We start from the raw sequence: 26645 nt of genomic DNA, 5'->3' as shown, positions 1-26645 counted from the left end.
CAGAAGTTTACCCGTATCAATCGTCCGCAAACCAACGGTAAAGCTGAGCGGGTTATCCGCACCCTGATGGACATGTGGCACAGCAAGATTCACTTTAAAGACTGCGCCGATCGGCACATTCAGCTTCTCCGTTTCATTAACTTCTACAATACCGTTAAGCCTCACAAGAGTTTGAATAATGCCACCCCTTATGAAATACTCACCGCTTATTTCAATCAACCTATCTGTAAACAACTCTGAGATTTCTTACATCGGTATCGAATACGAGCATTCTTTAATAAATGAAGCTACAATACAACGCATCGAGCCGAATGAAAATATAACAAAGGAAGAATGATGACGGGGCAAGGATCGGGTGGAAATGTTGTAGCGGCTGTATGCAGCTTTTTTATACCGGGATTGGGACAATTGGTACAAGGACGCTTGCTTCCGGCACTGCTGTTTTTTTTGATCACCGCTGCCGGTTATTTTTTCTGGGTACTCATCATTCCAGCCGTCATTGCCGGGATTTTTCATTTGTGGTCTATCATCGATGCCGCACGCTTTACTGTAACTGCTTAATACACTTATCCTTCTCATTTTTCAGGTTGGCTGTTATAAAATCCCGCTTCATTGTTGTGCAGAGCGCTTACACTTCCATTTGATTCTTAATTCATGCCCACATCAAAACAAACTTCGCATAAAGTTGGCTTCATTTCACTAGGTTGTCCGAAAGCGCTGGTGGATTCCGAACAAATTCTGACGCAATTGCGCGCCGAAGGTTATGAGATTTCACCGTCGTATGACGATGCCGATCTGGTGGTTGTGAATACTTGCGGTTTTATTGATAGTGCCGTGGAAGAATCGCTGGATGCCATTGGCGAAGCATTGGCCGAGAACGGCAAAGTCATTGTAACGGGCTGCTTGGGGGCAAAAGAGGGCGGTGATGTCGTCAAGAAAGCGCATCCGCAAGTATTGGCGGTCACCGGGCCGCACGCGCTGCCGGAAGTGATGTCGGCCATTCATACCCATTTGCCGCAACCGCATGACCCCTATACCAGTTTGATACCGCCGCAGGGAATCCGGCTGACGCCGCGGCATTACGCGTATGTAAAAATATCGGAAGGCTGCAACCACCGCTGCACGTTTTGTATCATTCCTTCGATGCGCGGCGATTTGGTCAGCCGCCCGATTCATGAGGTGATGCAGGAAGCGGAACATCTGGTGAATGCCGGAGTTAAAGAATTGCTGATCATTTCCCAGGACACCAGTGCTTATGGCGTTGACGTCAAATACCGCAGCGGTTTCTGGCAGGGCAGGCCGGTTAAAACACGCCTGACCGAATTAGCGCAAGCATTAGGCACATTGGGTGTTTGGGTGCGTTTGCATTATGTCTATCCGTACCCGCATGTCGATGAAGTCATTCCCTTAATGGCACAAGGCAGCATCCTGCCTTATCTGGACGTACCGCTGCAACATGCCAGTCCGCGTATTTTAAAAGCGATGAAGCGTCCGGCCAACGCCGAGAACAATCTGGCGAGAATTCAGCAATGGCGCCAGGTGTGTCCGGAAATTACATTGCGCAGCACGTTTATCGTCGGTTTCCCAGGAGAAACCGAAGCGGAATTTGAGGAATTGTTGGCTTTTCTGCAGGAAGCGCAATTGGATCGTGTCGGATGCTTCGCTTATTCAGCAGTGGAAGGCGCCGCGGCTAATCAATTGCCGGATGCCGTACCGGAAGAAATCAAGGAAGACCGTCGCAGGCGCTTTATGGAATTACAGGAAGCAATCAGTTCTCAGCGTCTGGCAGCGAAAGTGGGCAAAACTATGACTGTGATGATCGATGAAGTAACCGATGATGGTGTGATTGCGCGTAGCAGCGCCGATGCGCCGGAAATCGACGGGTTGGTGTATGTGGAAGAAGCCGGTGAGGTGCAACCGGGCGATTTTATCGAAGTTGAAATTACCGGTTCCGATGCGCACGATCTGTTTGCCGCCGCATCGGATTGATTGCAGCTTACTTCAATAAAAAGACGGCAACGACATTCCCATCCACAGCATGACCAGAATGATCATCGCGATACCGATACCGATGATGCCGATAATCATACCGATCAAAATTGTCAGACCGTCTTTATTCAGCAGCCCGAGTGACATCACCAGAATCCCCCAGCCCGGCGAGAAATTGATCAATGGTATCGGCAGTGCGATCGCCAAGGCGAAAACGAATGAAAAGAAGCCGATAATCCGTTCCCAGGTATGCACGCTGATGTAGGTAATGCGCGGCTGCATCCGTTCTTCGATTTTTTTCAACCAGGGATTTGCCTTGGTCAGGAACTTCTCGAGGGTGGCTCGTTTGATGTGCTTTCCTTCCAGCCAGACAGGCAGCCAAGGCGCCCGCATCCCCAGAATCATTTGCGTCGAGAAAATGAATAACGGAATTGAGAAAACCGTCGTGTAGCCCGGCGGGACGGGGATCGGGAGACAGATCGGCACTGCGGCAATCGCCATCAAAATGCCGAATCCGCGCTCATGCAAGGCAGACTTGATTTCACCGACGGATATCAGCTCGTTTTTATTCTCAACGACGACAATAGCCAGGAATTCAGAAGTAGGGCGTTCTTTTTCTTTGACTGTCATAAGTGACTCCCGCTGTCAGATGGTTACCCATAGTATCGGGTAAACAATAAATAAACTAATACTCCGCATTAGAAAGCCCAGTTAACAAAAGATTCTGTGGTGTAATCGCAACAATGTTTCCGGATTGACGCATTTGATTACTCGTAACGCAAGGCATCGACGGGTTTAAGCGAGGCGGCTTTCTTGGCCGGATAAAAACCAAAAAATATCCCAACTGCCGAAGAAAATAAGAAAGCCAATCCAACCATACCGACCGTAATCACGATCAACATATCGGCAACCCGGCTGACCACCCATGCGCCGCCAATACCTACTAACAAACCGATTACGCCGCCCATAATGCAGATCATCATCGCTTCGAGCAGAAACTGCGTCAGAATCGCCCGTCGATTCGCACCGATGGCCATGCGGATACCGATTTCCCGCGTGCGCTCGGTGACCGATACCAGCATGATATTCATGATCCCGATGCCACCCACCAATAAGGAAACCGACGCAATAGCACCCAACACGATAGACATTACTTTGGCAGCGTCGGTTGCGACATCGGCAATCGCGGTCAGGTTGCGGACGGTAAAATCGTTTTCTTTGCCTTTTGCAATGCGGTGGCGCTGGCGCAGCAATTGCGTGATTTCAATTTCGGCGATATCCATATCGCCCGCCGATTTTCCTTGCACCATCATGTAGCGGATGGAGCCGGGAAATTGATTGCCGGTGATTTGCCTTTCACTGGTGGTAATGGGAATTAAAACGTTGTCATCCTGATCGCGTCCGGTCAGACTTTGCCCTTTTGCCATCAGTACCCCCACGACCAGGAAAGGCCGATTGGTGATGCGGATAGTTTTACCAACCGGATCTTCATCGCCAAATAAATTCTTTGCCGTGACGGATCCCAGAACTACGACACGCGCCGCCGACCGCAAATCGGACTCGGTGAAAATGGTGCCGGATTCGATTTTCCAGTTGCCTACTGCGAAATAATTGGGCGTGGTACCGGTGATGATGGTGCTCCAATTTTTCGCCGCATAATTAAGCTGCACGGTGCCGGTTGTGACCGGTGCGGTTGCGCTGATGGACGATAATTCAGCCACCGCATACGCATCATTGATGGTCAAGGTTCTGACGCTGCCGCTGCCAAAACTGAATCCCCCGGATGATGTAGCGCCGGGCACCACGAGAAACAAATTACTGCCCATTGCTGCGATGGTTTCATTGATTTTGGTGCGGGCGCCTTGACCAATGGATAACATCAGAACCACCGCAGCTACGCCGATGATCATACCCAGCATAGTCAAGCCGGTACGCAGGCGGTTTTGCCGCAGAGCACGCAGGGCTTCGCCGATAATCGTCAAGAGATTCATTGTGTCATTGGAGAATTACCGGCGGCGGCTTGGTCGAGGATGGTTTCGCTCGCCTTATTGTGTTGATCCAAAATGATATGCCCATCCTTCAAGCGAATGAGGCGTTTTGCATAAGCCGCAATATCATCTTCATGCGTAACCAAGACGATGGTGATGCCTTGATCGCGGTTTAATTGTTCAAATAAAAGCATGATTTCACGGCTAGTCTGGGTATCCAGATTACCGGTGGGTTCATCGGCCAGTATCAGTGGCGGCTCGTTGATCAAGGCGCGGCTGATGGCAACCCGTTGCTGCTGACCGCCGGAGAGTTGGTTCGGTTGGTGCATGGCAAAACTTTCCAAACCGGTGCGGCGCAGCAGTTCCAATGCGCGCTTACGGCTTTGGGAACGGCCGATGCCGGCGTAAAGCAGCGGTGTGGCTACATTATCCAGCGCCGTCATGCGTTTGAGCAGATTAAAACCCTGAAATACGAAGCCGATGCTTTGATTGCGGATATGCGCCAACTCATCGCCGGATAAGGCGGCTACATTTTTCCCCGCCAGCCAATACGATCCGCTGGTGGGTGTGTCGAGACAACCCAGGATATTCATCAGTGTCGATTTACCGGAACCGGAATGCCCCATGATGGCGACAAACTCACCTTGGTTGATTGTCAGGTTGATACTGAACAGCACTTGATTGGTGATGGTTTTTCCATCGGCGCCTTGCAGACTATAGCTCTTGCAAAGATCCTCAATTTGAATCAGCGGGTTGGCGGTGTGGGCGGCTTGAATCGAGGCCATCAGAATACTCTGAGCTTAAATTTACTTTCCGATTCCTTCTTATCGACCACTTCGCTGATAATCACTTTATCGCCCACATTAATGTCACCATCGACGATTTCGGTGAAATTACCGTCGGAAATTCCAGTCGTGACACTGGTTGGCGCCACTTGATCTTGCGCGAAAAGATACAGGGTCGATCGATTGCCCGACCGCGCTGCTTTATTGCCTTCGCTGGAATCCAGATCCTTGGGTTGATAGCGCAATGCCGCATTCGGTACGCGCAGCACATCATTTTTCTGCATGACAATGAAATTAATATTTGCCGTCATGCCGGGCAATAAAGCACCATCGTCGTTATCGACCATGGCGACCACGTTATACGTGACGACGTTTTCCTGAATGGTCGGGTTGAGCCGGATTTGTTTGACTTTACCGACAAATTTGCGCTGCTGAAACGCATCGACGGTGAAGTTGATGAGTTGATCGATATGCAGTTGACCGATGTCGGCTTCCGCGACACTGATATTCACTTGCATTTGCCGTAGATCTTTAGCAATTTGAAATAATGTCGGTGTCTGGAAATTGGCGGCGACTGTCTGGCCGATATCGACATCCCGGGCGATCACCACGCCGGAAATGGGCGAACGGATCACGCTGTAGTTGAGATTGGCCTGGTCGCGGTCGACTTGCGCTTTGCTGATGGCAACCTGCGCGCGCGCGGCTTCTGCTTCTTGTTCGGCGATTTCCAGTGCTTCTGGTGAAATAAATTCTTTTTCTTTCAACAAACGCTGGCGCTTCAATTTGCTGTCAGCGATTTTTGCTGCGGTTTGCGCACTGAATAAATTGGCCTTGGATTGCTGCAATTGCGCGCGCAGCAACGCAGGATCGAGCTCGGCCAGCACCTGCCCGATTTCCACGTGATCGTTATAGTCCGCGTGCAATTTTGCCACCGTGCCGGAAACCTGAGTGCCGACATTGACCAGAACGACCGGCGTTAATGTGCCATTGGCGGAAATGGTTTGCACAATGTCGCCACGTTCAACAACCCGGGTTTTATATTGGCCGGTCTTCGATTCTTTTTTGCCATCGCTAAACCAATACGCGGCCGCGACAGTAATCACGATGATGACAAAGAGAATTTTCCGGGTGCTGAGTGTGCGCATGCCACAATACTTTTAATAATGATCAAAGGGATTCAATGATAGCGTTATTGCAGGCCGAAAAACTGCTCCTTGCATTTATTTTTCTTTTTCTTCTTCGGCTATCAAAGTTCTGACTTGTTTAAGGCGAGCCTCGATACTGGAGAGTTGATAAAAATTGCCATTATCGTTCTGCAGCGCGGTTTGCAATTGATCAGCCGCAGCCACATAGTGGCCTTTGAGAAAATAAGATTCCGCCAGCGCCCGGTGCTCGAGCATTTTATCACCTGACAACGCATAGCATTGCGCTTGCAGACTGTAGAGCTTCGGGTCGGTTTGTATCAATTGTAGTTGTTTGCCGATAAATTCCAGCGCCGTGTCGATTTGTTTGTTTTGGATGAGCGCATCGGCGTAGCCGTGAATCAGCGCGCGGTATTGCGGATAAACCTTCAGTGCAGTGGTATAGGTATTGTACGCTTCAGCGGTTTTGCCATTGGCCAGCTTCACACTGGCTGATAGTGTTTCAATCATGGCTCCGGCAATAATATACTTTTGCTCGACACGCACGGTTTTTCCCAACGGATGATTGGTTAAAGCGGCGGATTGGGAATTGCCATGCAGCAACTCGTATAAATGCGCCAGCTCACTGTCTGCTTGCTTGTATTTTTTATGGCGCAGCAGCGCATGGATATAGCCGTAACGTTCAACCGCTTCATTGGCATAGCGTTTCTCATCCAAACGGGTTTTGAACTGCACGACCGCATCATGCGGTTTTCCCTGATACGCGCGCAGCTTGGCCCGTACCAGCAAAAAATCCATGCTATCGGGCGCCTGGCGGTAAGGTATTTCACGCGTGCGGTTCTGAATATCAGCAATCCGCTCGTATGTGATCGGGTGGGTACGCAGATAGGAAGGCGCGCCGTTTTCATGAAACCGCCCGGATTTTTGCAAGCGTTCAAAGAAAGTCGTCATACCCTGCGGATCGAATCCCGCATCCAACAAGATACTTAAACCGATCCGGTCGGCTTCCTTTTCATGCTTGCGGGTAAAATCCAGTTTCGATTGAATCATACTGGCCTGCGAAGCCACTAACACAGCCTGACTGGCTTGCGGGTTATTGGCGCGGGAAGCCAAAATTGCCAAAGCCAGCGCCGCGATCGATTTCACCAAATCGTATTTTTGCGAGGCAATCATGCGCGCCAGATGTTTCTGCGTCACATGTGCAATCTCATGCGACATTACCGCAGCCAGCTCGGATTCGCTTTGCGCCGCGACGATCAACCCGCTATTAAATCCCATGAATCCGCCCGGTAACGCAAACGCATTGATCGACGGATCTTCCACGGCGAAGAACTCAAACGACTGATCAGTATCGGCTTCGTCGGAATTAGCGATCAACCGGTGACCGAGATTGCTGAGATAACTGGCGATTTCCGGATCATCCATATAGCTTGGATCCGCACGAATCTGACGCATGATTTTTAGCCCGATCTGGCGCTCCTGATACGGCGTCACAGTCACTTGCGACACATCGCCGAGATTGGGTAGCTCATGCGCAAAAGTGTTTGCCGGGAATAGCAGGGATAATGCGATGATCGAACAAATTAATTTCATGGTTAATGCAAGCAGAAAATTTTTACCGGAACCGGTGATTTTCGCATTGGATTGATTGGTTATGCGTTGGTTTCTTATGAGTGGGAATTTTTCATTGATTGTTAAGCACATTCAAGCGGAAAGTGATGTTAATTCCAGCCCGTGCTCGGTTTTATGATACGCCAAGGATGCTTTTTTGAGCAATGTTGCAATCCCGCACCGATTAACTAAAGGAGCTTTAACTATGTTTCAGAAAGTAAAAGATGATGTGTTTTTTGCTGGCTCAAAAAATCATGAAATTGCCGCCGAGAACGCATTGAATTCATTCAACGATTTGAGGCATACGGGGCGTTTAAATGCTAATTTAAGATAATAAAATAAGATATTGAAGGAAAAATATGTCCTTATTTTTTGCTTATCAATAAATATATTTATGATCAAATTGATTCTGCCCAATTTAGTGCTAGGAAAAAAACTTCAATTAATTATTAACATAATTCGAGGTAAACCGAATGAAAACAGATAAGCAAGTAGGAACAGAGTGCTATTCAGTATTTAATCATTTGCAACGCCTTACTGATCAACATATTCCAGAAATGGATTATGAAACTGCCATCCAGATTCCTGAGAACTCTTTACAAATTCATTCGGTTACTTTTTTCCATAATTTGCGTTTATCAGCACTTGAAAACAATTTCGCCGGTCTTTTAGCAAACTGTTATTTTGAATCGGAAGATTTTGACCAATTTAAGCGATTAACACCTTTTTTGTGTCCTGCCAGCCATTTAGTATGTAGTCGCACGCTCGTTCCATTTCATCAAATAGATGAAGAGAAAGTTCTCGATTTTTTCATGCGCTTTGTTGCTAATTTTTCTGTGAATGAAAATATAGCTGAATTCATTCAATTTAAAGTGATTCCATTCATGCATAATTTTAGAATACGCAACGAAGAAATAACACGCTCGTTTCCAAAGCTTCGGCGATTGACAAGCCAATCACTCCATTAATTTTAAACACTCTTACGCCCAAGGGTCGCGTCGCCGACCGGCGCGAAGGGTATGACGCTGAAAGCGGCATGTGCCCGAACCCTAACACGATCAAACAGAATTTTAAAATTGAGTGAACATATCTCATTTGTTTCATAAGATTTACTTATTGATCTTTGAAAATGCATATGCGATTATTTTTGTTTTTTTCAATCCGATACATGCTTGAAAGCATTTTCTGTCCTTATTGTCGAAATTCACATGCAACTAGTGACGATCATATTTTTTCAGATTTTCTTGGTGGCTCTGAAACTATTCTTGCGTGTGCGCGATGTAATAACCGATTCGGTCATGATTTTGAGGGACGTATATCTAAACAACTTGCGCCACTCTTTTTCATGTTGGAAGGCTGTGGTTTGTTTTTTCGAAAGCCAATTACATGGAAGAAAGGTTTTACTCATGAAACCACTGGATTATCTTATGACTTAGGGCGCGACAAGAAGACTAATAAAGTTTTGGCACGCCTTTCAGGAACGACTCTAATCGAGAGCGAACCTGGCACCCAAAGTCTACACATGCCTGATTTGAAAACCGCCCGACGGAAATTCAGGGAATTACAAGCGCATAATAAGCGAGGGCTTAGATTTAGAGTGAATAGAGAAAAAGCTGAGATATCTCGATATGGCTTATTTATTCTTATTGATAATGATTTTAGCCGCTTGATTTTAAAGATGTGTGTAGCGTTTTCTCGAAAAATGAATAGGGATCAAGCGATTATTGATGATAGCGTGCTGTTATATCTATCTGATTCTGAAAGATATCATCATGCGGTTAGCTTCGATTTTAATCATTATTCACTTCTTGATGCTACTGTCCCTGCGTTAGCTCATTCAATATACATCGAAACTTGTCCTCAACACGGTCAAGCTTATGCTCTTGTACGACTATTTGGAACATTTCAATTCTTCACTATATTGCATAATAATTATCAGGGTTTACAATTTGCAGGGATTGGAGTGTTAAACCCTATAGATTTTTCTGAGAAATTCCAGCTAATTGAGCCAATACTGCATTTAGCAGAAATACCTCAGTATGTTTTACCATTTTTAGCTGGTTATCACACACGCAATATGTATAGGCGCTTAGATAGTAAAATTTTACAAACCTTCGGAAAAAATGAATACACCTTTGCCCCCGATGAAATGAGTATGATTTTGTCCCAAATACGCATATCAGTAGGATTGAGCTGACAATATCAAATCAAAAGTATAGTCTTTTCAGTAAGTGGATTGGGAATGCTCGGTCGGCGCTAAGCCTCGGTGAATATCGGGGCTTTTCGCTTTCTAGGGAAACAGTTTTAAATCCCAACTATTCATGATGCCTTTTGAATTTCTCCTGAATTTCTTTTCTATAATTTCATAAGCTCTATTCTGCTGTTCCGGCTTCAAAATTTGCTTTCCAATCTACCTTGCAATCAGATCGGCAATCTGAATCATTCCGTTGATTTGGGCGGCGGGCAGTATGCTTGTTTTGTCCGCAGAACGTCTGACGGCCAAGTTTTTGGCGCTTCCAACACTAATAGAATCGCTGGCTGCGCTCCTGGCTACACTGTAAGTGGTGCGAACTGTGTCAAATCTGGCGTTGTGCCTGTTGAAGCAACTAATACCGATCTGGACAATGCCGCACCTAAGCTTAACGATGACCGCGTCACACCGCACTTGATCGAAGCCGATGAGCCGCTTCCTACTGATTCGGTTCCAACGCTCACACCCGATCAGAAAAAACGCCTTGGCTTGGATTCTGTGCCAACCAAAGACAGCAGCGGCAATATCACAGGCCGTCAAGACACGACAACGGAGATTGAAGCTGTCGACGCGGGAACAAGTGACAATCCCGGCCGCGTCATCATTAAAGAAACCAAAACGACAATAAACTACGATAACAGCAATACGCAGATCAGCAGCACAACTTCCACCAGCTATACAAACCAGCCGGACACGAAACAGCCATCCGGTTTTACTATCTCTTTCGATACCGTCCCGGAAGCCACGCTTCCAACTTACAACGTGCCGAACACATTCGGTTCAACCAGCTGGGGCTCCGGATCATGCCCGCCTAATATCGATGTGCCTATATCCAAGATGACCTTGCACATACCAACGCAACCGGTATGCGATACAGCGCTCATGATTCAGCCTTTCGTCCTGTTACTGTCTACTTTAATCGGCATTTACATCATTGCGGGGGTACGCGGCGGCAACGCCACGTAAAAAACCATGTTTAACATCTTAATTCCGCTAGGCGCATTTCTATCTGCCGGTGTCGGATATCTCGCTGTTCGCGCGCTCATGGGTTTAGGGATTGGCTTGATCTCCTATGGCGCTGTTGGCGTTGTTCTTGCCCAGCTTTTCACGATGGCGCAAGGCTACTATAACAACGTACCAACCTTTGCGCTGCAAATCATCGGCCTGGCCGGATTCGGTCAGGCAATCGGCATCATTGCCGGTGCCATTACCTTCCGGCTGACCTTTCTCTTGCTGCCTAAGCTGGGAGTGATTCCGAAATGACCATCACGCTATTAACCGCAACACCCGGCTGCGGCAAAACCAATCATGCGGTCTGGTCTATCATCAAACCCGCGGTGGAATCTGGCCGGGTTGTATACGTGAACCGCATTCCGGATTTGAAGCTGCCACACATCAAACTATCGGACAAGCAGCTGAACCGCTGGCATGAACGCACCTACCTGGACCCGGAAGAACCGGAAGGTAAATCCAAATTAGACACCATCCTGGAAGGATCTCTTATTGTGGTCGATGAAGCCATGTATCCCTGGCCGGCCATCGATCTGCGAGACCCTCCGGAGCATATCAAATACCTGTCACAACACAGAAAGCACGGCCTTGATTTCCTGGTCATCACACAATCACCAAAATTCGTGCATCCGCACGTCCTGGAAAACGCCGACCGGCATATTCACCTGCGCTATGAATGGTCAGGCTCGAAAAGCTACGAATGGTCGGAATACTGCCAAAGTCCGAAGGTTAAAACCAACCTCAACAACGCAGTCAAAAAGCCGTACCGGCTCGTTAAAGAAGCATTTCCGCTGTATTACTCGGCGAGTCTGCACATTGAAAAACCGAAGCGCGCCATTCCTAAAATGATCTATGCCGCGATCTTCCTGGTATTCGCAGTGCCAGCGATGGCCATGTTCACTTATACCCGGGTAGCCGACCGGCTGGAAAATCCGGTTGGCTCAAACCTGGCCAAGCAGGAAGAACCAAAAACCGAACAAACCGCGAAGCAGGGGAGTGACACACCGCCACCGGCCATCATACCGGTAGCGCAACCGGCCACCGACAATGCACCGGTCAAACAATCGCTATCGATGCTATCCGAATCAATCGACTGGGGACAAGTCGCGGCTTGCGTTTCCAGCAAATCAAACTGCATTTGCTACGACCACCAGGCGCAACGTTTGAATATTGTTCCAGATACCTGTAATGCGGCCATTAATTATGGTTGGGTTGTACCCAAGAAAATGTAAAGGAGGATTTATGTTTAAAAATATTAAGGAGTTCTTTTATATCGTTTACTTGATGTTCAAGCTACGAGACAAAACTTTAACTGAGGATCAGCTTGATATCTTGATGTTTGGTGACCTTAAAACCGCCGATAAAAGACTAGGGCGCGTACGCCATGCTGACGGCACGACTTCTTATAGGAATTTTGCAAAAAATGACAAATAAAAAAGAACTGAGTCCGGATATTGTTCTATCCCTTCAATCCGCACTTGAACATGGCTTTCACTATGTAGTTGCTACGAATAAGCGTACCAGTTTGGGCAGTCGCTCAATCTTCTTACTGTTTCATTCTTCAATGCTTGGCTGTCAAACCTTTATCAGAGAGTCAGAATTACGTGGCTCTCTTAGTTTTCATTGCGTCTCTGTCATTTTAAACAGCCCAGGTTATTTTCTTCGGAACCGCTAACGCCCAAGGGTCGCGCCGCCGACCGGCGCGAAGGGTATGACCGCAAAGCGGGCATGCTGCCCGATCCCTGACTTAACCAGTCTTTATACTGACTTCTTCTCATTGCTAAACAAAATATCCTTTGTTTGGACCTATATCAACAAGTAGCCTTGTGTTCAAGTTTGAATTATTTAATTGACATTGAATCTGCATGTAGCCAAAATTAACATCTCTTTACGCGTTCGGGGCTTTAAAAAAATCTCATATGGTTTTATAGCCTTAGTCCGGCGCTTCGCCAGACTTTTATTATTGGTAGTATTTGTAGGCACAAAATCCGTGATCGATCAGACTGCGCGTAAAACAGCTTGCTGATCGCTCCCAAATTTTGTGCCTATTTTTAGGGTAAAGAGATTTAATATCAATTAATGGAAGATCCTCGTTTAAATTTTTTTAAATCTATAAACTTGGATGATTCTAGAATATTGCATTTTCCGGGAATTGTATTTGTTTGCGGCGGCGCCAGAAACGATATTAAAATCCCCCCCACATATGTTAGAGATCATATTGTTAGGTCTTTATGGGACCTTCATCGCGACATCGCAGATAAAATTATAGAAGCTGAAGATGTTGAAGATTGGCTTAAAGAGGGACATTATTCCAATTTAATAGATTTTGAAACTGATATAGCTAAACTAGCAACCCTTATTGTGCTTTTTGTTGAAAGTGCAGGATCTATTGCCGAGCTTGGCGCATTTTCAGTTATACATGATATAGCATCTAAACTAATTGTATTCATTAGAGAGAACAGCTATCAGCAGGATTCTTTTATAAGATTAGGTCCAATTCAGTACTTAGAAGACATGGAAACATCTGTAAAAGTATATCCTTGGACACTACTTTCACCAGCAAGTAATATCAATCCGAATCATCCGCCTCAAAACCATATTAGCGAGTTTGGTCCACCAGATATTGAATCAGTAAAGCCGCTAACTATTGATATATGTAATGATATCGTTGCCGCTTTTAAAAAAAATCGTCAAACCGCAGCTTTCTCAAAAACCCAACCTGGCCATATTATGCTTTTGATAGTAGATATGGTTGATATATTTTTGGCTTTAAAGAAAGGGGAGATTCAAGAACATTTACAGGACCTTGGCATTAATCTAAGTACTAGAGTGATAATGAAATATCTCTATCTTCTTCTTAAATTAGAGCTGCTGGAAAAAAAATCTTATGGTGACCATTACTACATTGCTACTGTCCAGATTCCGTATATTAAACATAGTTTTGTAGAGAAAAAGCCAGTTCATGATAGAGTAAGATTTAAAACTATTTTGGCCGATTATTATCGCAATCATGATAGGCAGCGTCATAACGCTTTAACACAATACAGAAGCGACAAAACTCTAAGTAATAAAGGAAGCTGAAATGGATTTGATACTTCAGCTTGCGAATGATCTGGGTTTAGCAAATAGAGATATTTTATTAATAGCTAATAGTGCTCCTTATCGATATAAGGAATATAAAATACCTAAAAAGAAACCTAATACTTTTAGGGATATTGCACAGCCCGCAAGAGAAGTTAAAATTTTGCAAAGATGGGTTATTGAGAATGTTCTTACTAAATTACCAATTCATAATGCAGCAACAGCATATATTAAAGATCGCAATATAAAATATAACGCCATGTTACATGCTGGAAACCCATTTGTATTAAAAATGGATTTTTCAAATTTTTTCCCTTCAATTGTTCCAAAAGACTTTAAAACACATTTATTACGCCATCTTCCTAATATGTACACAGAAGATGAAATAAATCTACTGTTGCGCATTCTTTTTTGGAGAAATAAAAAAGAAGAAAGATTTCAATTAAGTATAGGAGGCCCAAGCTCTCCTAATTTATCTAATTCAATTATGTTTGAGTTTGATTCACTGATCAGTGACGAATGTAATTCTTTGAACATAGTTTATTCAAGATATGCTGATGACCTTGTTTTTTCATCTATTGATTTTGATCTTTTAAAAAGAATACATAATCAAGTAGCTATCTATTTAAAGAAAATTCCATATCCTAAGCTCACACTCAATAATGATAAAACAATGTTTTTATCTAAAAGAGGCAATAGAACGGTTACTGGTGTCATTATTACCAATGATGGTAGTCTCTCTCTAGGAAGAGATCGTAAAAGAGAGATAAGTTGTCAAATCAATTGGCATAAAAAAGGTAACTTGAAAAGAAGTGACACCTTGAAACTTCACGGTATGTTATGTTTTGCTAATGACATTGAACCTGGTTTTATTGATAGAATGAGAACTAAATATGGTATAGATACTATTCATGAGCTTATTCATCTTGATACTTCCAAGGATCAAAAAACGATAAAAATTTAGAAGCCAAATAATCTTCGTAAATTATTTTTTGCTTATAAAAAAGACCTTTGTAAGATCATTCCAAATCGACTTTCAAGCACTAACTGGCGTTTGTAAAAATCCGCCTTAACTTCAAGCGTATCAATTTCACTATTACGCCTTTCTAATTCTTCCTTTAACAACTTAATTTCTCTTTTAAGGCTTGAAACAAGCTGAGCTTGCCAGAATAACGCTCTAATTTCTCCAGCTGTTAAACCACGCCGCCATTCAGGAATAAACAGCAAATTGTCCCTGAATACATGACCGTCCCAATCTTTACCCAATAGTGCGCTTGCATCGCCTTCAATATATAACCTCAAAAGCCTGATAGCTGATGCCGGAACCTTTCTAGTTCCTTTTTTCCATTGCTTGATTGTTTTCAGATCCTCGCCGGTGATTCTTTCGATTTCTTGGCAGCTTGTATACTTTATTAAATATTCCATTTTTTCTGCGCAAAAGCGCCATCATGGCAAGTTTTGAGATTTAACGCCGCTCAATAAAAGCTATGTTTCATATTGATTTAAAAGGTTTATATCACTTAGCGGATATAAGGACATTCAGCAAACTGTGAATGATGTGAAGGGTTTTGAAATGAAACTAAGACTTGATAGTAGCTTATGAATTTTTTGGCGTACTTTAAGCAGTACATTATTAATTTTACATAATATAAATTGAATTGACCCCTGTTTTCTGGCTCTGTGCTTGAGCCGGAGAGGAAGTCATTGAACTACCAGCAAAAATTAATGCAGCTACTGCAACAGATGCAGCCCTCGTAAAACAACTTTTAAAAATTTTTCGCTTTTCTTCATCTTTCTCTGTAACTAAGTTACTAGCAGCAATTACATATAGCGGATTCACCTCGATTAAGTCTGCTAACTTGATACAAGCAGCGTCATTTAATCCTTTTTTTCCTGCTTTGACATCACTTAATATTGTTTCAGATTGATTAAGAAATTTTGCTAACGCTTTGTTATTTCCTGCTTTCTTAGCACCATCTTCAATATATTTTTTCATTTCCATAGTACATTAGCCCTATTGACATTCACTAATTAGTGAATTATTGTGCCATTCACATTTTGGTGAATATTACGTTTCTATCACCGCTAAGTCAATGGGGTTTTTATGAATTCATATCATTTAGCAATTCTTCGAGCCACGAATAACGGCAAATTCCCTGAATTAGGCGACTGCTGGCGCAGCTATCACCCTGAAGCAATCCTTTCTGATAGTGATTATCCGGTATTGACTGACGAGAACCGGCTACCTGTGTGTGTTGGTGAGTTTGTTAGATTGGATGCTTGGTTATCTACTTTTTCTCGTTCCCGTTCGCGGGTAACCCCCTCCCGGCCGGTAGGCGCATCCGTGAGGTGCGCCCGGCCGGGGGCAGGGGGGTCAAAAATACTTTACGTCCCAGTTACACGTAAAGTTACTGACACGGATGACAGTAAAGCGTCAAAAATGCATGCCGGAATGATTCAAAAATGATGAATCTGATTCCTGTCTTTGTGGATTATCTGACCATCCGCCAAGTGCACGAAGGCGGCAAACTTCCAGTTATTAACGGCGGGCGGGTTCTGCGCATAGATACCGATGGCGAGATTGAATACACCGTGGACACACGGCAAGGATTGGAAGGCAGTTTCGATAGTCGGGTAGAAGTCCGTTGCGATGGTCATCAGGTGGAATTTTCCGGCAACATTTCCAGATACGGGCGGCAAGATAACCTTTTTGGCTTTACCTTTGCCGATAGCATTCAACGTATCAATGAACTCCTTAAAAGCTTGGATTTGCCGCCTTTCTCCTCTGGCAAGCTCTACAAATTCGCTGATTCCGGCTGGACGTGGACAGGTGCCCGAGTCAGCCGGATAGACATAACCTGCAATTATGTCACCGGCTCCATGATCGACTCGGAAGCATTACTCCGCAATATGGCAGGGCATCACATCGGCAGACAAAAAGGCTCGTTATCCGTTAATGGCGCAACGGTCGAATACGGCCGCGGTTCAAAGTATGTTTACGGCAAACTCTACTGCAAAACTACCGAACTCAAAAAACACCGCTCCAAAAAGTCCGGCCAGCACGTATCCGATGAAGTCATTGAATTCTGCCAACACTTAGGCGTAATACGCGAAGAGTTTACCCTTAAATCACGCTTCCTTCTACAAAATGGCCTGGCATATCTAGGCGCAATCACTGATTCATTATTAATAGAGGTTTATATGAACAGAACCCAATTGCAGCGACTTGAACAAGTCAAATATGAAGATTTCAATGATCTGCCAAAACATATCAGATCAACCTATGTTAGTTGGAAATATGGTTTTCCATTAAATCTGAATGAAAGAACCTTTTACCGCCACAGAAAAGCTCTTCTTTCCTATGGCATCGATATTTCCATCCCCAACAACGTGCAAACCATGCCCATCAAGGTAAAGACCATCGAACTGGCCGCACTCACTGCGCCGGATTGGTACATCAAGAAATACGCATAGATTCATTTTTCACGCTCTGAATTCAAGATCCGCCGGTTCAGATAAAGCGTTAACAGGTGGTGTTAAGAGGTTGTTATGTTAGAAAAAGTAAAAGTTACCGGTATCACATTCTTCAAAGATACCATCGACGGCAAACCAATAGATTCCGGTGCCGCCTTCGTTGAGGAGCATTTGAACTTCCAGACCGGGAGATCGAAGGGCACCGCAACGCAAAAATACCCGCTAGGCGATGCAGGCAAAGCACAAGCTTTGATGCATCTTGAATTCCCGCTGATCTGTGAAGTTGAATTTGTTCGTGTAACTAATGGCAATGTGTCCAAGAACATTATCAACTCTATTAAACCGATTTCACAAGTTAAACCTGCCGCGTGATTTCAGCCTATACGCGCTCAATCCGGCGCGTATGGGGTGCAATCCCGCACCGATTAATCAAAGGAGTTTCTACTATGTTTCAGAAAGCAAAAGATGTCGTGATGACTATCGGTTCCAGCGTAGCAAAAAAATCCAAAGAATTGTATGACGGCTTTATCAATAAAGTCCGTGATACAGCTCTGAAAGCTGAAAGTACCGTTTCTTCGGTTGCCGTTGCTGTTAAAGAGCGTGTGATTGAAGGCGAATGGTTACCTAAATCCATGTTTGCAAGCGGTACTGCTGTTATTACCCTTGCTTCTACCTCCTCGATGGCCGCGATTGATGTTTCATCGGCTCTCACAACCTTCAGTGATGTCAATACAGCTATACCGCTGGTAGGTGCTGCCTTCCTGGCTGCCTTGGGTATCCTGGCCGCTTGGAAACTCATCCGCGGCGCGTTCGCGTAACGGATCGGGGTGCTCCTATGGCTACGGCATTTATCTCCTGTGCATCTCCCGCTATTCCCTCTCTGGTCAGTAGTGGAACGGGATATGAAATAGTTTGCAGTGATTCGAGTGCCCCATCTCTCGTACCGGCTGCTATCGGGCTTTCCGATCTGGCTTGGTCTGACGTTTCTCTGTTAATCAGCGCTCTTCTGCTTTCCGCTTGTTTGGCCACCGGCTGGAACATGATCGGCAAGCTCTTTTATCGGAGTTAATCGTGCGATGGTTATCGATTCACTGCAATCCTTTGTTCTGGCTTCAAGCCTGCTTATTATTTTTCTGCTTTTCAAATAGCGCGAATGCTTGGGTTCCTGCAACTTTAAGATGGGTAGTTACGGGAACCTGGGGCGATTCCGCTACTGCTTTATGTGCCAGTAAAGGCTATGCCTACGCTAATATTTTAGCTGCTCAGGGTGTAAATACTGGACCGATGACTCAGGGCGAATATTATTTCTATACTTATGTCGGTTTGCCTTATGGTTGGTGCGCTACTTATGAAGGTGGCACCAATGGCCCGCAAGTTTTCCAGTATCAAACTTGTCCTTACCCTGGTGAATACCGGATTGTTTCCAATCGCATGGAATGTGCTGGTGATCCGCCTCCGCCTTGTCCTGTGTCAGGCACCACCAAAAAAGACACTATTGCACTTTCCGGCATTTCAGGTCAGCAGGGGATAAGCGCTTCGATGTGTGCCGGTTCGGGTGGCTCGGATTGCGCTATTAAGTGCAATTCAGGCATTGCCAGCTATAACGATGTTTCTGGCCAGTCCAGTGTCTATTGTGAAAGTTATGAATTCACCGGCGCTGACTGTACTAATACTTCGCTTGTCGCTACGCCTGTTTCTACGGTTCCCAGCACGATAAAAGCTACACCGGTAAACGATCCGCCTAAAAGCCGGGATGATTGTCCGGGCGGCTCCGGATTTGCTCAGGTCAACAATATCGGCATGTGTCTTCCTTCCGGTACTCAATTTTCTGGCGGCTCCAGCACGACCACCAGCACAAGCGGAAGTGTAACGACTACTTCCACCACAACGGTAAATCCTGGTGGTACCAATACGACCAGCACAACCACGACTTATAAGGATGGTAGCGGTAACGTCACTTACTCCGGCACGACAACCGGTACCGATGGCATTAATCAGGCCGGCAATAATGGGCAGAGCGGTGAAAAGCTAAACCTTGGCGATGCGCCGGTATTCGATCAGTCATTACCTACAGAAACCAATTTCAATATCAAGGCACAGGGCAATCCGGTGTTTTCCACTGAGATTTTCTCTACCTCGGCCAGTTGTCCACCTCCGATCAATTTCAGTGTGATGGGTAGAGAGTTCGCTATCGATTTCTCGCCCATTTGCGCCCTGGCGGACATTATCCGGGGAATCATTCTCATGCTGGCGGCCATTATCGCTATGCGCTCGCTGGTCAATAACTAAGGAATACTAAAATGCTTGCTCCTTTCATTGCTCCCATTCTCACGGCGTTCCGCTGGCTCGCTATCACGGCGCTGCCTTTCATGCTGTCCTCGTTCGTCGTCGGCCTGCTTATTAAGCTGGGCGTAGCGGTTACCTCCTGGGCGGTCATTTCATGGGCTGCTGAATACCTGCGGGATTTTGCCAATGCTCAATTGGCTGTAATCGGTGGCGGTGAAATTGGCGCTTCCGTCATGGGTCTTTTATCCCTTTTCGGCGTTTTTGAAGGTATTTCACTGATCGTTTCCTGTTACCTGGCCAAGGCCACCTGGTTGAGTGTCAAGCCTTCATTAACCTGGCTCAATCCTCCGGCTGCTTAATCATGTCGATTACTTTAATCACTGGATCTCTCGGGACCGGCAAAACTGCGCTAGCGGTCAAGCTACTGACCGAGCACTCGTACTATTCCGATAATGCCGTAGTCGTCGGCGTTCGTGAATGGCAGGGCGGCGGGGCGTATTACCCGCTGAAAAGCATGCAAGATGCCACGGCTAATCAAAAGCTGATCGGTGAAATAGGGGGCTTACCTGGCACTGTCTATCTGGTCGACGAGGCCAAGAAAATCTGGCCGTCCAGAATTGCCGGAAAGCCTACACCTGAATTTATCGATTCGCACCTGGCCGAATCTCGCTCGATAGCACAAGACTGGATACTGACCGCACAAGCACCAACGCAAATCGATGTTGCCTTGCGCCGTCTCGTTGGCCGTCATATTCACCTGGAAAAAACCGCGCTCGGCATAAAGTATTCGGAAGCAGGGCAGATCAGGGAAGATTTGAAATTCAACAGGGATGAATCCAGAAAATACAGTTTCCCGGTCGAAAGCCTGAAATTCTATAAATCAGACGACGGCGTTTCTGATCTGCAGAAAAAAGGGCTGCGACTGCCTAAACGACTTATTTTCCTGATGGTGCTTATCTTTGTCCTTGCTGGCGTGATTTATTACTACGGCTCCAAATCCACCATGATCGGGTTTGGCAGTACAGAAGAAACACCGCAAACCAGCGAGGAAAAATTAACATCGGCATCGTTTATCCCGTCCGGCTCCGCTCACCCGCAACCGGCGCCGAAAAATGACAAACCGCTAAAGCTCAACGAAGCGCCCGATATCTATTACTTCCTGCCTAAAGACCCGGCATTCCCTGAGATTGCAAAAGCGCCGCGCGTGCCGTTGTCCTGCCTATCCAGTAAATCGCAAGGCTGCATCTGCTACGACCAGTATATGAACCGGATCAAGGATTTTCCGGTAAAACGCTGTGAAGACATCATCAAGGGCGATGATCAAGTCGCTTTTACCCGTAACCCGCACTATCTAAACTAAAGGAGCTATGATGAAATTTTTAGAGTTTATATTTGTTGAGATTATTTTCTTCAAACTGTTGGTGCCGGTTTATGTGTTTTTTATTTGCTTGCTGCGGGGGCTAAGGATTATTTCCCGTCAGCGTTTTGAGCGTCTGCTTTTTGGAGCACCGGAAAAAATGTCAGATCGACCTTATCCCTTCGATTAAAACAAACTAATGGGGGAATAATAACGATGACGGAACACAATCAGCTCATGCAAATCGCGCAAACCGCGATTCTCAACTATTCCGGAGATATCGACGTACTGAACTCAGCACTGGGAATGCTGTTCACAGGTTACTATTACGGCTGGCGCTTCCTGTACATCGTGCATTCAAAGCGCACTGTCCGGAAGTATGAAAAAGTGCTCAATATCAAAGTGAACGAATACTTCCAACCGACCGGCACGCTCTCGCATCGATCAGCCGGACTGATTGAGGCAAACAAGCATTCAAACTTCTGGAAGTGTGTCAGCGGCGATATTCAGATACCCAACAGGAAACTAATCACGGATGACCCGCAATCAGCGTAAAAGCTGACTTTCCCCTTTGCCGAACAAAACCCCGCTACTTTAAACCGCTAAAAGTCCAAGGGTCGCGCCGCCGACCGGCGCGAAGGGTATGACCCGAAAGGGGCATGCTGCCCGATCCCTAGCACAGGCTACCTTGATTCTGATTTTCTTATTTGCTTAACAATTTTTTTGCGAGACTTTCAGATTTGATTATTTCTGTGTAATCTATTAAATCATTCCAACAAGTTATAGCTGCGCTTATGACGTAGCTTAGGAAAACAAATGATTAGTTTAGCCTCACTTGATATTGCTGGCAGTACGCTACTTTTTTTCACACTTTTGAGCTTGTTATGTTCGACTGTGTTTGGATTTATATCTTACTTTTGTGCGACACGCGAGAAATATATTGAATCTGGTATTGTTAGACTTCTCGATAACTCTGAGAACTCTTATAAAATGGCCGCTGAATTCTTCAGCCATCCGCTGATTATCAAATTAACTGCTGGTGTCGCTCGGTCTACTCATGTACCACCTAAATTATTTACACTCACTCTGCTGGATGTGTTGAGTGGCAGTACTGGCGCGCCCCCTAACGATAATGATAACTTATTGACCGTCATAAAGAACGGAATTTATTCACACACAATTGCCGGAAGATCAGTGATCCTTTTTCTGCACGATGCAGGTGTAGATGTCGCTAAAGCTCGCCAAAATATTGAAATATGGTATAGCGATGCAATCGAGGTCATTGAGGAGCGATACAAAAAATTGACAACGATTAGCGTCTTTCTTATTAGTTTTATATTTTGTTTTATGCTTAATTTAGATGTAATTCATATTCTTCAGTCAGCCCGTGCTAGTGCCATGCTTGCCCCTGCAATGACTGGTGCAATGACTGGTGCAATGACTGGTGAAATTACAGCTGATAGATCTTGTGATATTGACAGTGTTGAAGAAGCTACAAACAATGGCATTATTATGTACGAATCAGATGCGCATATACGCGCGATACACGATCAGAGACAGGAACTATTTAACTCGCTGGTAAACCTTCCCATAGGCTGGAATCGTCATGATCTTAGGCATTTCACCCCGTTTGATTGGTGGTTTAAAATAGTGGGAATTATGATCACGGTTTTTTTCTCTGCACTTGGTAGTGCTTTTTGGCTTCGCTTCCTGAACAAAGGGCAAGATATCCATTCCTCATTTAAATGAGAGAGTGTGCTACCCGATCCCTGAATGAAGAAGATTTTGTAACTACTCGAAACTTAGTTATTGACGCAATTCAAATACCGAGGCAAACAAGCATTCAAACTTCTGGAAGTGTGTCAGCGGCGATATTCAGATACCCAACAGGAAACTAATCACGGATGACCCGCAAGCGGCGTAAAAGCTGACTTTCCCCTTTGCAGAACAAAACCCTGCAATTTTAAACCGCTGGAAGTCCAAGGGTCGCGCCGCCGACCGGCGCGAAGGGTATGTCCGCAAAGCGGGCATGCTGCCCGATCCCACAAACGGACTGTCGTGATGCTAGTTTTTCGATTTGTTTAAACTCTCAAGCTCATACATTTTTTGATCTAGCTATTTTTGTTATTAAAATAGCGTCGAACTCTCCTTTTCCAACCGAAAGTGAGCCGGTCGGTAAAGTGCGAAGGCATAGGTATTTATCTTTTGTCGTCTCGTCTTTGTCGAAATTCGCTCCATCGTCAGGGATATCATCTAGTTCGCAAGAGCTAATAGTTATTCTTTTCGCTATGCTCATTTCATCGCCGTATGAATCTCCTACTATTTCGCTGTATGTTTGATCTTTTTGGCTTATATTAATGCATAGAACATTATGTTTTTTGCTCAATTTAGTTTCCCCGTTGACTGCTAGCTCTTTTAAGTCCCTTCGGAAGGAAGGCATCTATTTCTTCATCTGAAAATGTCATGTCTTCATTCTGTTTGAGAGCATTTTGTGCTTTCTTATATGCTTGGAATGTTGTGCTTGGAGCACTTGAATACACCGTATGAAGTTGTGTAACTAAAATATCTCTTTCATTTTGCAGTGCCTCTAATGGTTTTTCGCCTATAGCTAGATCCGTAATTAAGGAAAAGTATTTCTCTCTGATAAGCCAAATATCGTTTGCTGCTTGCTTATGTTTTTGCGCAAGCTCTCCGAGATCATAATTTTTGGTATACGCATTTAGAACAAGAAGGCATGTAGATACAAGAACTCCGATGGTAGCTCCGATATTTCCCGCTCCAAAAAATGCAGAGATAAATCCACCTGTTGTCGCTGCAGATAGTATGATTTGCCATAATTTTAAGGATGACTGACGGCTAAAAAGAATATCTGCACATTTCTCATGAGTCTTATGTGTATAAACAACTCTTCCGAAAGATTCTCGGAGCTGCCCTTCAAAAATCCTTCTGGATTCGAGAGAATCATTAGTCTGGGAATGCTGTTCCAAAGATACTTCTCCATTCTTGTTTTGCAAACCATTCCATTTTGGGAATGGATGTTTCATACTTTATCGCATCAAGAGCGATTTTATGGCATTGTTTAGCTTTATATTGAAATAAACCCTTTCCATATACATACTGCTCACTGCCGGGAGCTCTCCAAAATATTTGTTCCTTATCTTGATCTGCCATCCACTTAAAGAAATCACGACACATATAATCGTAATAAAAATATGACTTATAACGAAATTCGTAATTTTTGATGAATTGATAAGCCAATGTGTCTATCAATAAGCCTCCAATTGGCACTTCCCATTTTCCTCTCCATGCACGCGTCATTCGACATAGAGATATCAGGTTTCCGCTGCAATTCATATTGCGTTCTTTAATTGCCTTTATTTCTGCTCTTGGATTTGTTGTTTTCCAAGAGCCACCCTTATTTGAGTCTGGATATGTATAGGTTTTTGCCTGATTAACAAAAGCTGGCATTATTTCAAAAGTAATTCCGTCTTGAAAATTAATGACAACGACTTGCCCATCTCCACCTACATCAGAGGAAGAATACGTTTTTTGTAATGAGGTGCGAACAGCCTGCAATAGGGCTGATGGGCCATTCCAATTATATGCGTTGTACTGGTGATAGAGTGCGGATGGCAGCTCGAAAACCATATCTAGGTCACTGAATCCTTTTATCGCGGTATTTCTGCCGTATGAACCTACGTAAAGGCTATGAGATAAATCTGATGTTGTATTCCAAAAATCAGTATTCAATCTACGTGTTATAGTTTTGTAGCGAGAAGAGATAGTTGAACTATCTTGAACTTGAAGATTTGTACAGAAACTATTAAACCACTCGGCGACTCCCATTTAATCTCCTCGCAAGGCTACGTTAATATTTGAAAAAATCTCAAATTTAACTTCCCCGTTCATGTAATCCGGGGATTTTAAGTGCCTTTGATTTTAACACCGAGTTATTTTTAAAAAAACCATTTCGATTTAAAGGTTTATATTTTGTTCCAATAGCCGCTAGACCTTCTGCAGATTTTATCGAGAGGGGTGTTTTTATGCGTTTTGATTATTGGTTCTTGCGTTATTACAAATATTATGCCGCAAGAAGGTTGATTGATCTTTGCTTAGTTGCGGTTGTTTTAATCTTTTCTTTTTATTTTTTCGATAAAAACGCGATGATAGGCTCTTTTACTGAGAGGGTGAAAACTGAGGTATTAAAATTGAAGAGCGTGAATAGGTCTTATGTTCGCAATGGACCCAGTGATCTTTCCTCTGACGCTGTTACTCCATTCAAGATTCCAAAATCTTGTATTTCTAGCGATGCTCGTAATTGCGTTTGCTACGATCAGCATACTACCGTCATCACAGATTTTCCTGTCGATCGATGCCAGGATATCGTTAATGGCCTTACTCGTTTCTAGTTACTTATTAGTTTTAGCAACTTATTCATTGTTTTCCTTGGCACATTAAAACATATGTCAGAATTCGAAAAACTCCTCAAAAAACTCGAGGACCTAACCACTAGCGCCAATGCATCCTGTAAAGAATTTACCAATCTATTATTAGCCCTCGGCTTCGAGATTGAAAACTGCGGCAGTGCTGGCCATAAAATTGCACGGCATCCGGCCGTATCAATAATTGAGTATCCTAACTATAATTGTGGTCATAATAAGGGTGAAGCCGTTAAACGCCCGTATATCAAAAAGCTATACAAATTTGTCAAACAACACGAAAACGCAATCAAGGAGCACTTGAAATGAAATTTGATCCTGAAGCCTATTCGATAACGATACGTAAAGAAGAAATCGACGAAGAAATTTTATATGTGGGTAGGGTAGCTGAATTCCCCAATATCAGCGTATATGAAGAAGACTTTGTAACTGCTCGAAACTTGGTTATCGATGCAATTCAAACACTGAAAAAAATCGCTGACGAAACGCACAAAGACTTTCCGCCGCCATATCTCGCAACATCGAGCGAATTTATGGAGCGAGCATCTTCGTTTCGATAAAACTACCACAATGAAAAAATTGTTTTGTCGCGCCGCTATTGGCACAATTTTGATAATCTAGCTGGCCGGATGCATAGCGCCGCCAGTAGTTGGGGTTCCTGTTGCACCTGGAATACCGCCCGGCGTTGTGTATGTTGCGCCTACCTATGTGAACCCAGGTCCTGGGTATTTATGGAACTACAATATTAATTATGGCTGGGGATGGCACCATCCGAACAACGGATGGCATCGAGGCTGGAGATAATCGAAAGAATTAAGAAAAACTTCTTTCCAAAATCATACCGAAGCGGCTTTCAAGCACTAATTGACGCCTGTAAAAATCAGCTTTTATTTCAAGCGCATCGATTTCTTGATTACGTCTATCAAGTTCAGATTTCAACAAGTTATTTTCACTCTGTAAGCTCGATACCAACTGACACCGCCAGAAAAAAGCTCTGATCTCATGGGGCGCAAATCCATTGCGCCACTCAGGAACAAAAATCAAACCGTTCGTAAAACGATATCCTTTCCATTCATCGCCTAGTAAAGCGCTAGCATCTCCGGAAAGATACAACCTCAAAAGCCTAAGTGCTGGCTGAGCTATAGTCAAATCTGGTGTATGGAGGATCAAGCGGCTTCCTGTTTTTGATGTCCATTTTGTTTAACGCCGTTAACGAATTTTATACCTTGAA

33 protein-coding genes are annotated in these 26645 nt (G+C 44.6%); 22 read left to right on the top strand and 11 right to left on the bottom strand.

Annotated elements, in window-relative coordinates; all coding sequences use genetic code 11:
* The 3 genes from BLU57_RS13790 to rimO form a co-directional block, all read left to right on the top strand.
* A partial coding sequence (locus BLU57_RS13790; protein ID WP_143026989.1) for an integrase core domain-containing protein occupies window positions 1-240 on the top strand: 240 nt, incomplete at its 5' end.
* Window positions 241-333: 93 nt separating this feature from the next.
* A complete protein-coding gene (locus BLU57_RS13785) occupies window positions 334-561 on the top strand; it encodes a hypothetical protein (protein ID WP_218131680.1) in 228 nt (75 codons plus the stop codon).
* Window positions 562-654: 93 nt separating this feature from the next.
* Complete coding sequence (rimO, locus tag BLU57_RS13780; protein WP_090322072.1) at window positions 655-1989, top strand: 30S ribosomal protein S12 methylthiotransferase RimO; 1335 nt, start codon at window positions 655-657, stop codon at window positions 1987-1989.
* Between the two features lie 12 nt (window positions 1990-2001).
* Here rimO and BLU57_RS13775 read toward each other — a convergent pair whose 3' ends face one another.
* The 5 genes from BLU57_RS13775 to BLU57_RS13755 all read right to left on the bottom strand — a co-directional run bounded on the left by BLU57_RS13775 (window position 2002) and on the right by BLU57_RS13755 (window position 7497).
* Complete coding sequence (locus BLU57_RS13775) at window positions 2002-2619, bottom strand: exopolysaccharide biosynthesis protein (protein ID WP_090322069.1); 618 nt, start codon at window positions 2617-2619, stop codon at window positions 2002-2004.
* 137 nt (window positions 2620-2756) lie between these two features.
* Window positions 2757-3980, bottom strand: a complete 1224-nt coding sequence (locus BLU57_RS13770) for an ABC transporter permease (protein WP_090322067.1) — start codon at window positions 3978-3980, stop codon at window positions 2757-2759.
* Window positions 3977-4762 carry an ABC transporter ATP-binding protein gene (locus BLU57_RS13765; protein WP_090322065.1) on the bottom strand — a complete coding sequence of 262 codons (786 nt, stop codon included), beginning with the start codon at window positions 4760-4762 and terminating at the stop codon, window positions 3977-3979. The genes BLU57_RS13770 and BLU57_RS13765 overlap by 4 nt, the downstream gene beginning before the upstream one ends.
* A complete protein-coding gene (locus BLU57_RS13760; protein WP_090322062.1) occupies window positions 4762-5907 on the bottom strand; it encodes an efflux RND transporter periplasmic adaptor subunit in 1146 nt (381 codons plus the stop codon). Before BLU57_RS13760 ends, BLU57_RS13765 begins: the two co-directional genes overlap by 1 nt.
* A 75-nt stretch (window positions 5908-5982) precedes the next feature.
* A complete protein-coding gene (locus BLU57_RS13755; protein WP_090322077.1) occupies window positions 5983-7497 on the bottom strand; it encodes a M48 family metalloprotease in 1515 nt (504 codons plus the stop codon).
* Window positions 7498-7720: 223 nt separating this feature from the next.
* On the opposite strand from BLU57_RS13755, the gene BLU57_RS16720 reads away from it, so the two are divergent.
* The 9 genes from BLU57_RS16720 to BLU57_RS13715 all read left to right on the top strand — a co-directional run bounded on the left by BLU57_RS16720 (window position 7721) and on the right by BLU57_RS13715 (window position 14822).
* Complete coding sequence (locus tag BLU57_RS16720; protein WP_256206302.1) at window positions 7721-7849, top strand: hypothetical protein; 129 nt, start codon at window positions 7721-7723, stop codon at window positions 7847-7849.
* 139 nt (window positions 7850-7988) lie between these two features.
* Complete coding sequence (locus tag BLU57_RS13750) at window positions 7989-8483, top strand: hypothetical protein (protein ID WP_090322060.1); 495 nt, start codon at window positions 7989-7991, stop codon at window positions 8481-8483.
* 200 nt (window positions 8484-8683) lie between these two features.
* Window positions 8684-9712: an HNH endonuclease gene (locus BLU57_RS13745; protein ID WP_176776459.1), complete on the top strand. Its 1029-nt coding sequence runs from the start codon at window positions 8684-8686 to the stop codon at window positions 9710-9712.
* Between the two features lie 201 nt (window positions 9713-9913).
* Entirely contained in the window at window positions 9914-10732 is an 819-nt protein-coding gene (locus tag BLU57_RS13740) for a virulence factor TspB C-terminal domain-related protein (RefSeq protein WP_090322055.1), read from the top strand.
* A 6-nt stretch (window positions 10733-10738) separates the two neighbouring features.
* Complete coding sequence (locus tag BLU57_RS13735; RefSeq protein WP_090319843.1) at window positions 10739-11029, top strand: DUF2523 domain-containing protein; 291 nt, start codon at window positions 10739-10741, stop codon at window positions 11027-11029.
* Window positions 11026-12009, top strand: coding sequence for a zonular occludens toxin domain-containing protein (locus BLU57_RS13730; protein ID WP_090322052.1), 984 nt, complete (start codon window positions 11026-11028; stop codon window positions 12007-12009). The genes BLU57_RS13735 and BLU57_RS13730 overlap by 4 nt, the downstream gene beginning before the upstream one ends.
* Window positions 12010-12019: 10 nt before the next feature.
* Window positions 12020-12211 carry a hypothetical protein gene (locus tag BLU57_RS13725; RefSeq protein ID WP_090322050.1) on the top strand — a complete coding sequence of 64 codons (192 nt, stop codon included), beginning with the start codon at window positions 12020-12022 and terminating at the stop codon, window positions 12209-12211.
* A gap of 645 nt (window positions 12212-12856) precedes the next feature.
* The gene (locus tag BLU57_RS13720; protein WP_090322048.1) at window positions 12857-13858 is read left to right on the top strand and encodes a retron St85 family effector protein; all 1002 of its coding nucleotides are present in this window, start codon (window positions 12857-12859) and stop codon (window positions 13856-13858) included.
* 1 nt (window position 13859) lies between these two features.
* A complete protein-coding gene (locus BLU57_RS13715) occupies window positions 13860-14822 on the top strand; it encodes a retron St85 family RNA-directed DNA polymerase (protein WP_090322045.1) in 963 nt (320 codons plus the stop codon).
* 32 nt (window positions 14823-14854) lie between these two features.
* Here the strand turns inward: BLU57_RS13715 and BLU57_RS13710 are convergent, their stop codons facing one another.
* Window positions 14855-15283, bottom strand: a complete 429-nt coding sequence (locus tag BLU57_RS13710) for a hypothetical protein (RefSeq protein ID WP_090322042.1) — start codon at window positions 15281-15283, stop codon at window positions 14855-14857.
* A gap of 214 nt (window positions 15284-15497) precedes the next feature.
* Window positions 15498-15860, bottom strand: a complete 363-nt coding sequence (locus tag BLU57_RS13705; RefSeq protein ID WP_090322039.1) for a hypothetical protein — start codon at window positions 15858-15860, stop codon at window positions 15498-15500.
* 461 nt (window positions 15861-16321) lie between these two features.
* Here BLU57_RS13705 and BLU57_RS13700 point away from each other — a divergent pair, with 461 nt between their 5' ends.
* From BLU57_RS13700 to BLU57_RS13665, 9 genes are all read left to right on the top strand, one after another.
* A complete protein-coding gene (locus BLU57_RS13700; RefSeq protein WP_090322036.1) occupies window positions 16322-17332 on the top strand; it encodes a phage/plasmid replication domain-containing protein in 1011 nt (336 codons plus the stop codon).
* A 75-nt stretch (window positions 17333-17407) separates the two neighbouring features.
* Entirely contained in the window at window positions 17408-17704 is a 297-nt protein-coding gene (locus BLU57_RS13695) for a hypothetical protein (protein WP_090322033.1), read from the top strand.
* Window positions 17705-17778: 74 nt separating this feature from the next.
* On the top strand, window positions 17779-18150 hold the full coding sequence (locus BLU57_RS13690; protein ID WP_090322030.1) for a major capsid protein: 372 nt from the start codon (window positions 17779-17781) through the stop codon (window positions 18148-18150).
* A gap of 253 nt (window positions 18151-18403) precedes the next feature.
* Window positions 18404-19621 carry a virulence factor TspB C-terminal domain-related protein gene (locus tag BLU57_RS13685; RefSeq protein WP_090449360.1) on the top strand — a complete coding sequence of 406 codons (1218 nt, stop codon included), beginning with the start codon at window positions 18404-18406 and terminating at the stop codon, window positions 19619-19621.
* An 11-nt stretch (window positions 19622-19632) separates the two neighbouring features.
* Entirely contained in the window at window positions 19633-19977 is a 345-nt protein-coding gene (locus BLU57_RS13680) for a DUF2523 family protein (RefSeq protein ID WP_090322026.1), read from the top strand.
* Window positions 19978-19979: 2 nt separating this feature from the next.
* Entirely contained in the window at window positions 19980-20978 is a 999-nt protein-coding gene (locus BLU57_RS13675) for a zonular occludens toxin domain-containing protein (RefSeq protein ID WP_090322024.1), read from the top strand.
* Between the two features lie 7 nt (window positions 20979-20985).
* Entirely contained in the window at window positions 20986-21165 is a 180-nt protein-coding gene (locus BLU57_RS15915; protein WP_143026988.1) for a hypothetical protein, read from the top strand.
* A gap of 26 nt (window positions 21166-21191) precedes the next feature.
* Window positions 21192-21530, top strand: coding sequence for a hypothetical protein (locus BLU57_RS13670; protein WP_090322021.1), 339 nt, complete (start codon window positions 21192-21194; stop codon window positions 21528-21530).
* A gap of 261 nt (window positions 21531-21791) precedes the next feature.
* The gene (locus BLU57_RS13665) at window positions 21792-22724 is read left to right on the top strand and encodes a hypothetical protein (protein ID WP_090322020.1); all 933 of its coding nucleotides are present in this window, start codon (window positions 21792-21794) and stop codon (window positions 22722-22724) included.
* Window positions 22725-23070: 346 nt separating this feature from the next.
* Here the strand turns inward: BLU57_RS13665 and BLU57_RS13660 are convergent, their stop codons facing one another.
* Genes BLU57_RS13660 through BLU57_RS13650 form a run of 3 tightly spaced genes read right to left on the bottom strand, consistent with a single transcriptional unit; the run spans window position 23071 to window position 24821 of the window.
* Window positions 23071-23361 carry a hypothetical protein gene (locus BLU57_RS13660; protein WP_090322017.1) on the bottom strand — a complete coding sequence of 97 codons (291 nt, stop codon included), beginning with the start codon at window positions 23359-23361 and terminating at the stop codon, window positions 23071-23073.
* A gap of 1 nt (window position 23362) precedes the next feature.
* Window positions 23363-23962 carry an SLATT domain-containing protein gene (locus tag BLU57_RS13655; RefSeq protein WP_090322014.1) on the bottom strand — a complete coding sequence of 200 codons (600 nt, stop codon included), beginning with the start codon at window positions 23960-23962 and terminating at the stop codon, window positions 23363-23365.
* Window positions 23940-24821: an SMODS domain-containing nucleotidyltransferase gene (locus BLU57_RS13650; RefSeq protein ID WP_090322012.1), complete on the bottom strand. Its 882-nt coding sequence runs from the start codon at window positions 24819-24821 to the stop codon at window positions 23940-23942. Before BLU57_RS13650 ends, BLU57_RS13655 begins: the two co-directional genes overlap by 23 nt.
* 898 nt (window positions 24822-25719) lie before the next feature.
* Here BLU57_RS13650 and BLU57_RS13640 point away from each other — a divergent pair.
* Complete coding sequence (locus BLU57_RS13640) at window positions 25720-25974, top strand: hypothetical protein (protein WP_090322007.1); 255 nt, start codon at window positions 25720-25722, stop codon at window positions 25972-25974.
* A gap of 253 nt (window positions 25975-26227) precedes the next feature.
* On the opposite strand, the gene BLU57_RS13635 is transcribed toward BLU57_RS13640, so the two are convergent.
* Window positions 26228-26584, bottom strand: coding sequence for a hypothetical protein (locus BLU57_RS13635; RefSeq protein WP_256206300.1), 357 nt, complete (start codon window positions 26582-26584; stop codon window positions 26228-26230).
* Between the last annotated feature and the right edge of the window lie 61 nt (window positions 26585-26645).

It is taken from the genome of Nitrosomonas oligotropha (assembly GCF_900106555.1).
In the GTDB taxonomy this organism is placed as follows: Bacteria; Pseudomonadota; Gammaproteobacteria; order Burkholderiales; family Nitrosomonadaceae; genus Nitrosomonas; species Nitrosomonas oligotropha_A.
The sequence above is the reverse complement of the archived record's forward strand: the minus strand, read 5'-3'. Positions and strand labels throughout refer to the sequence as shown.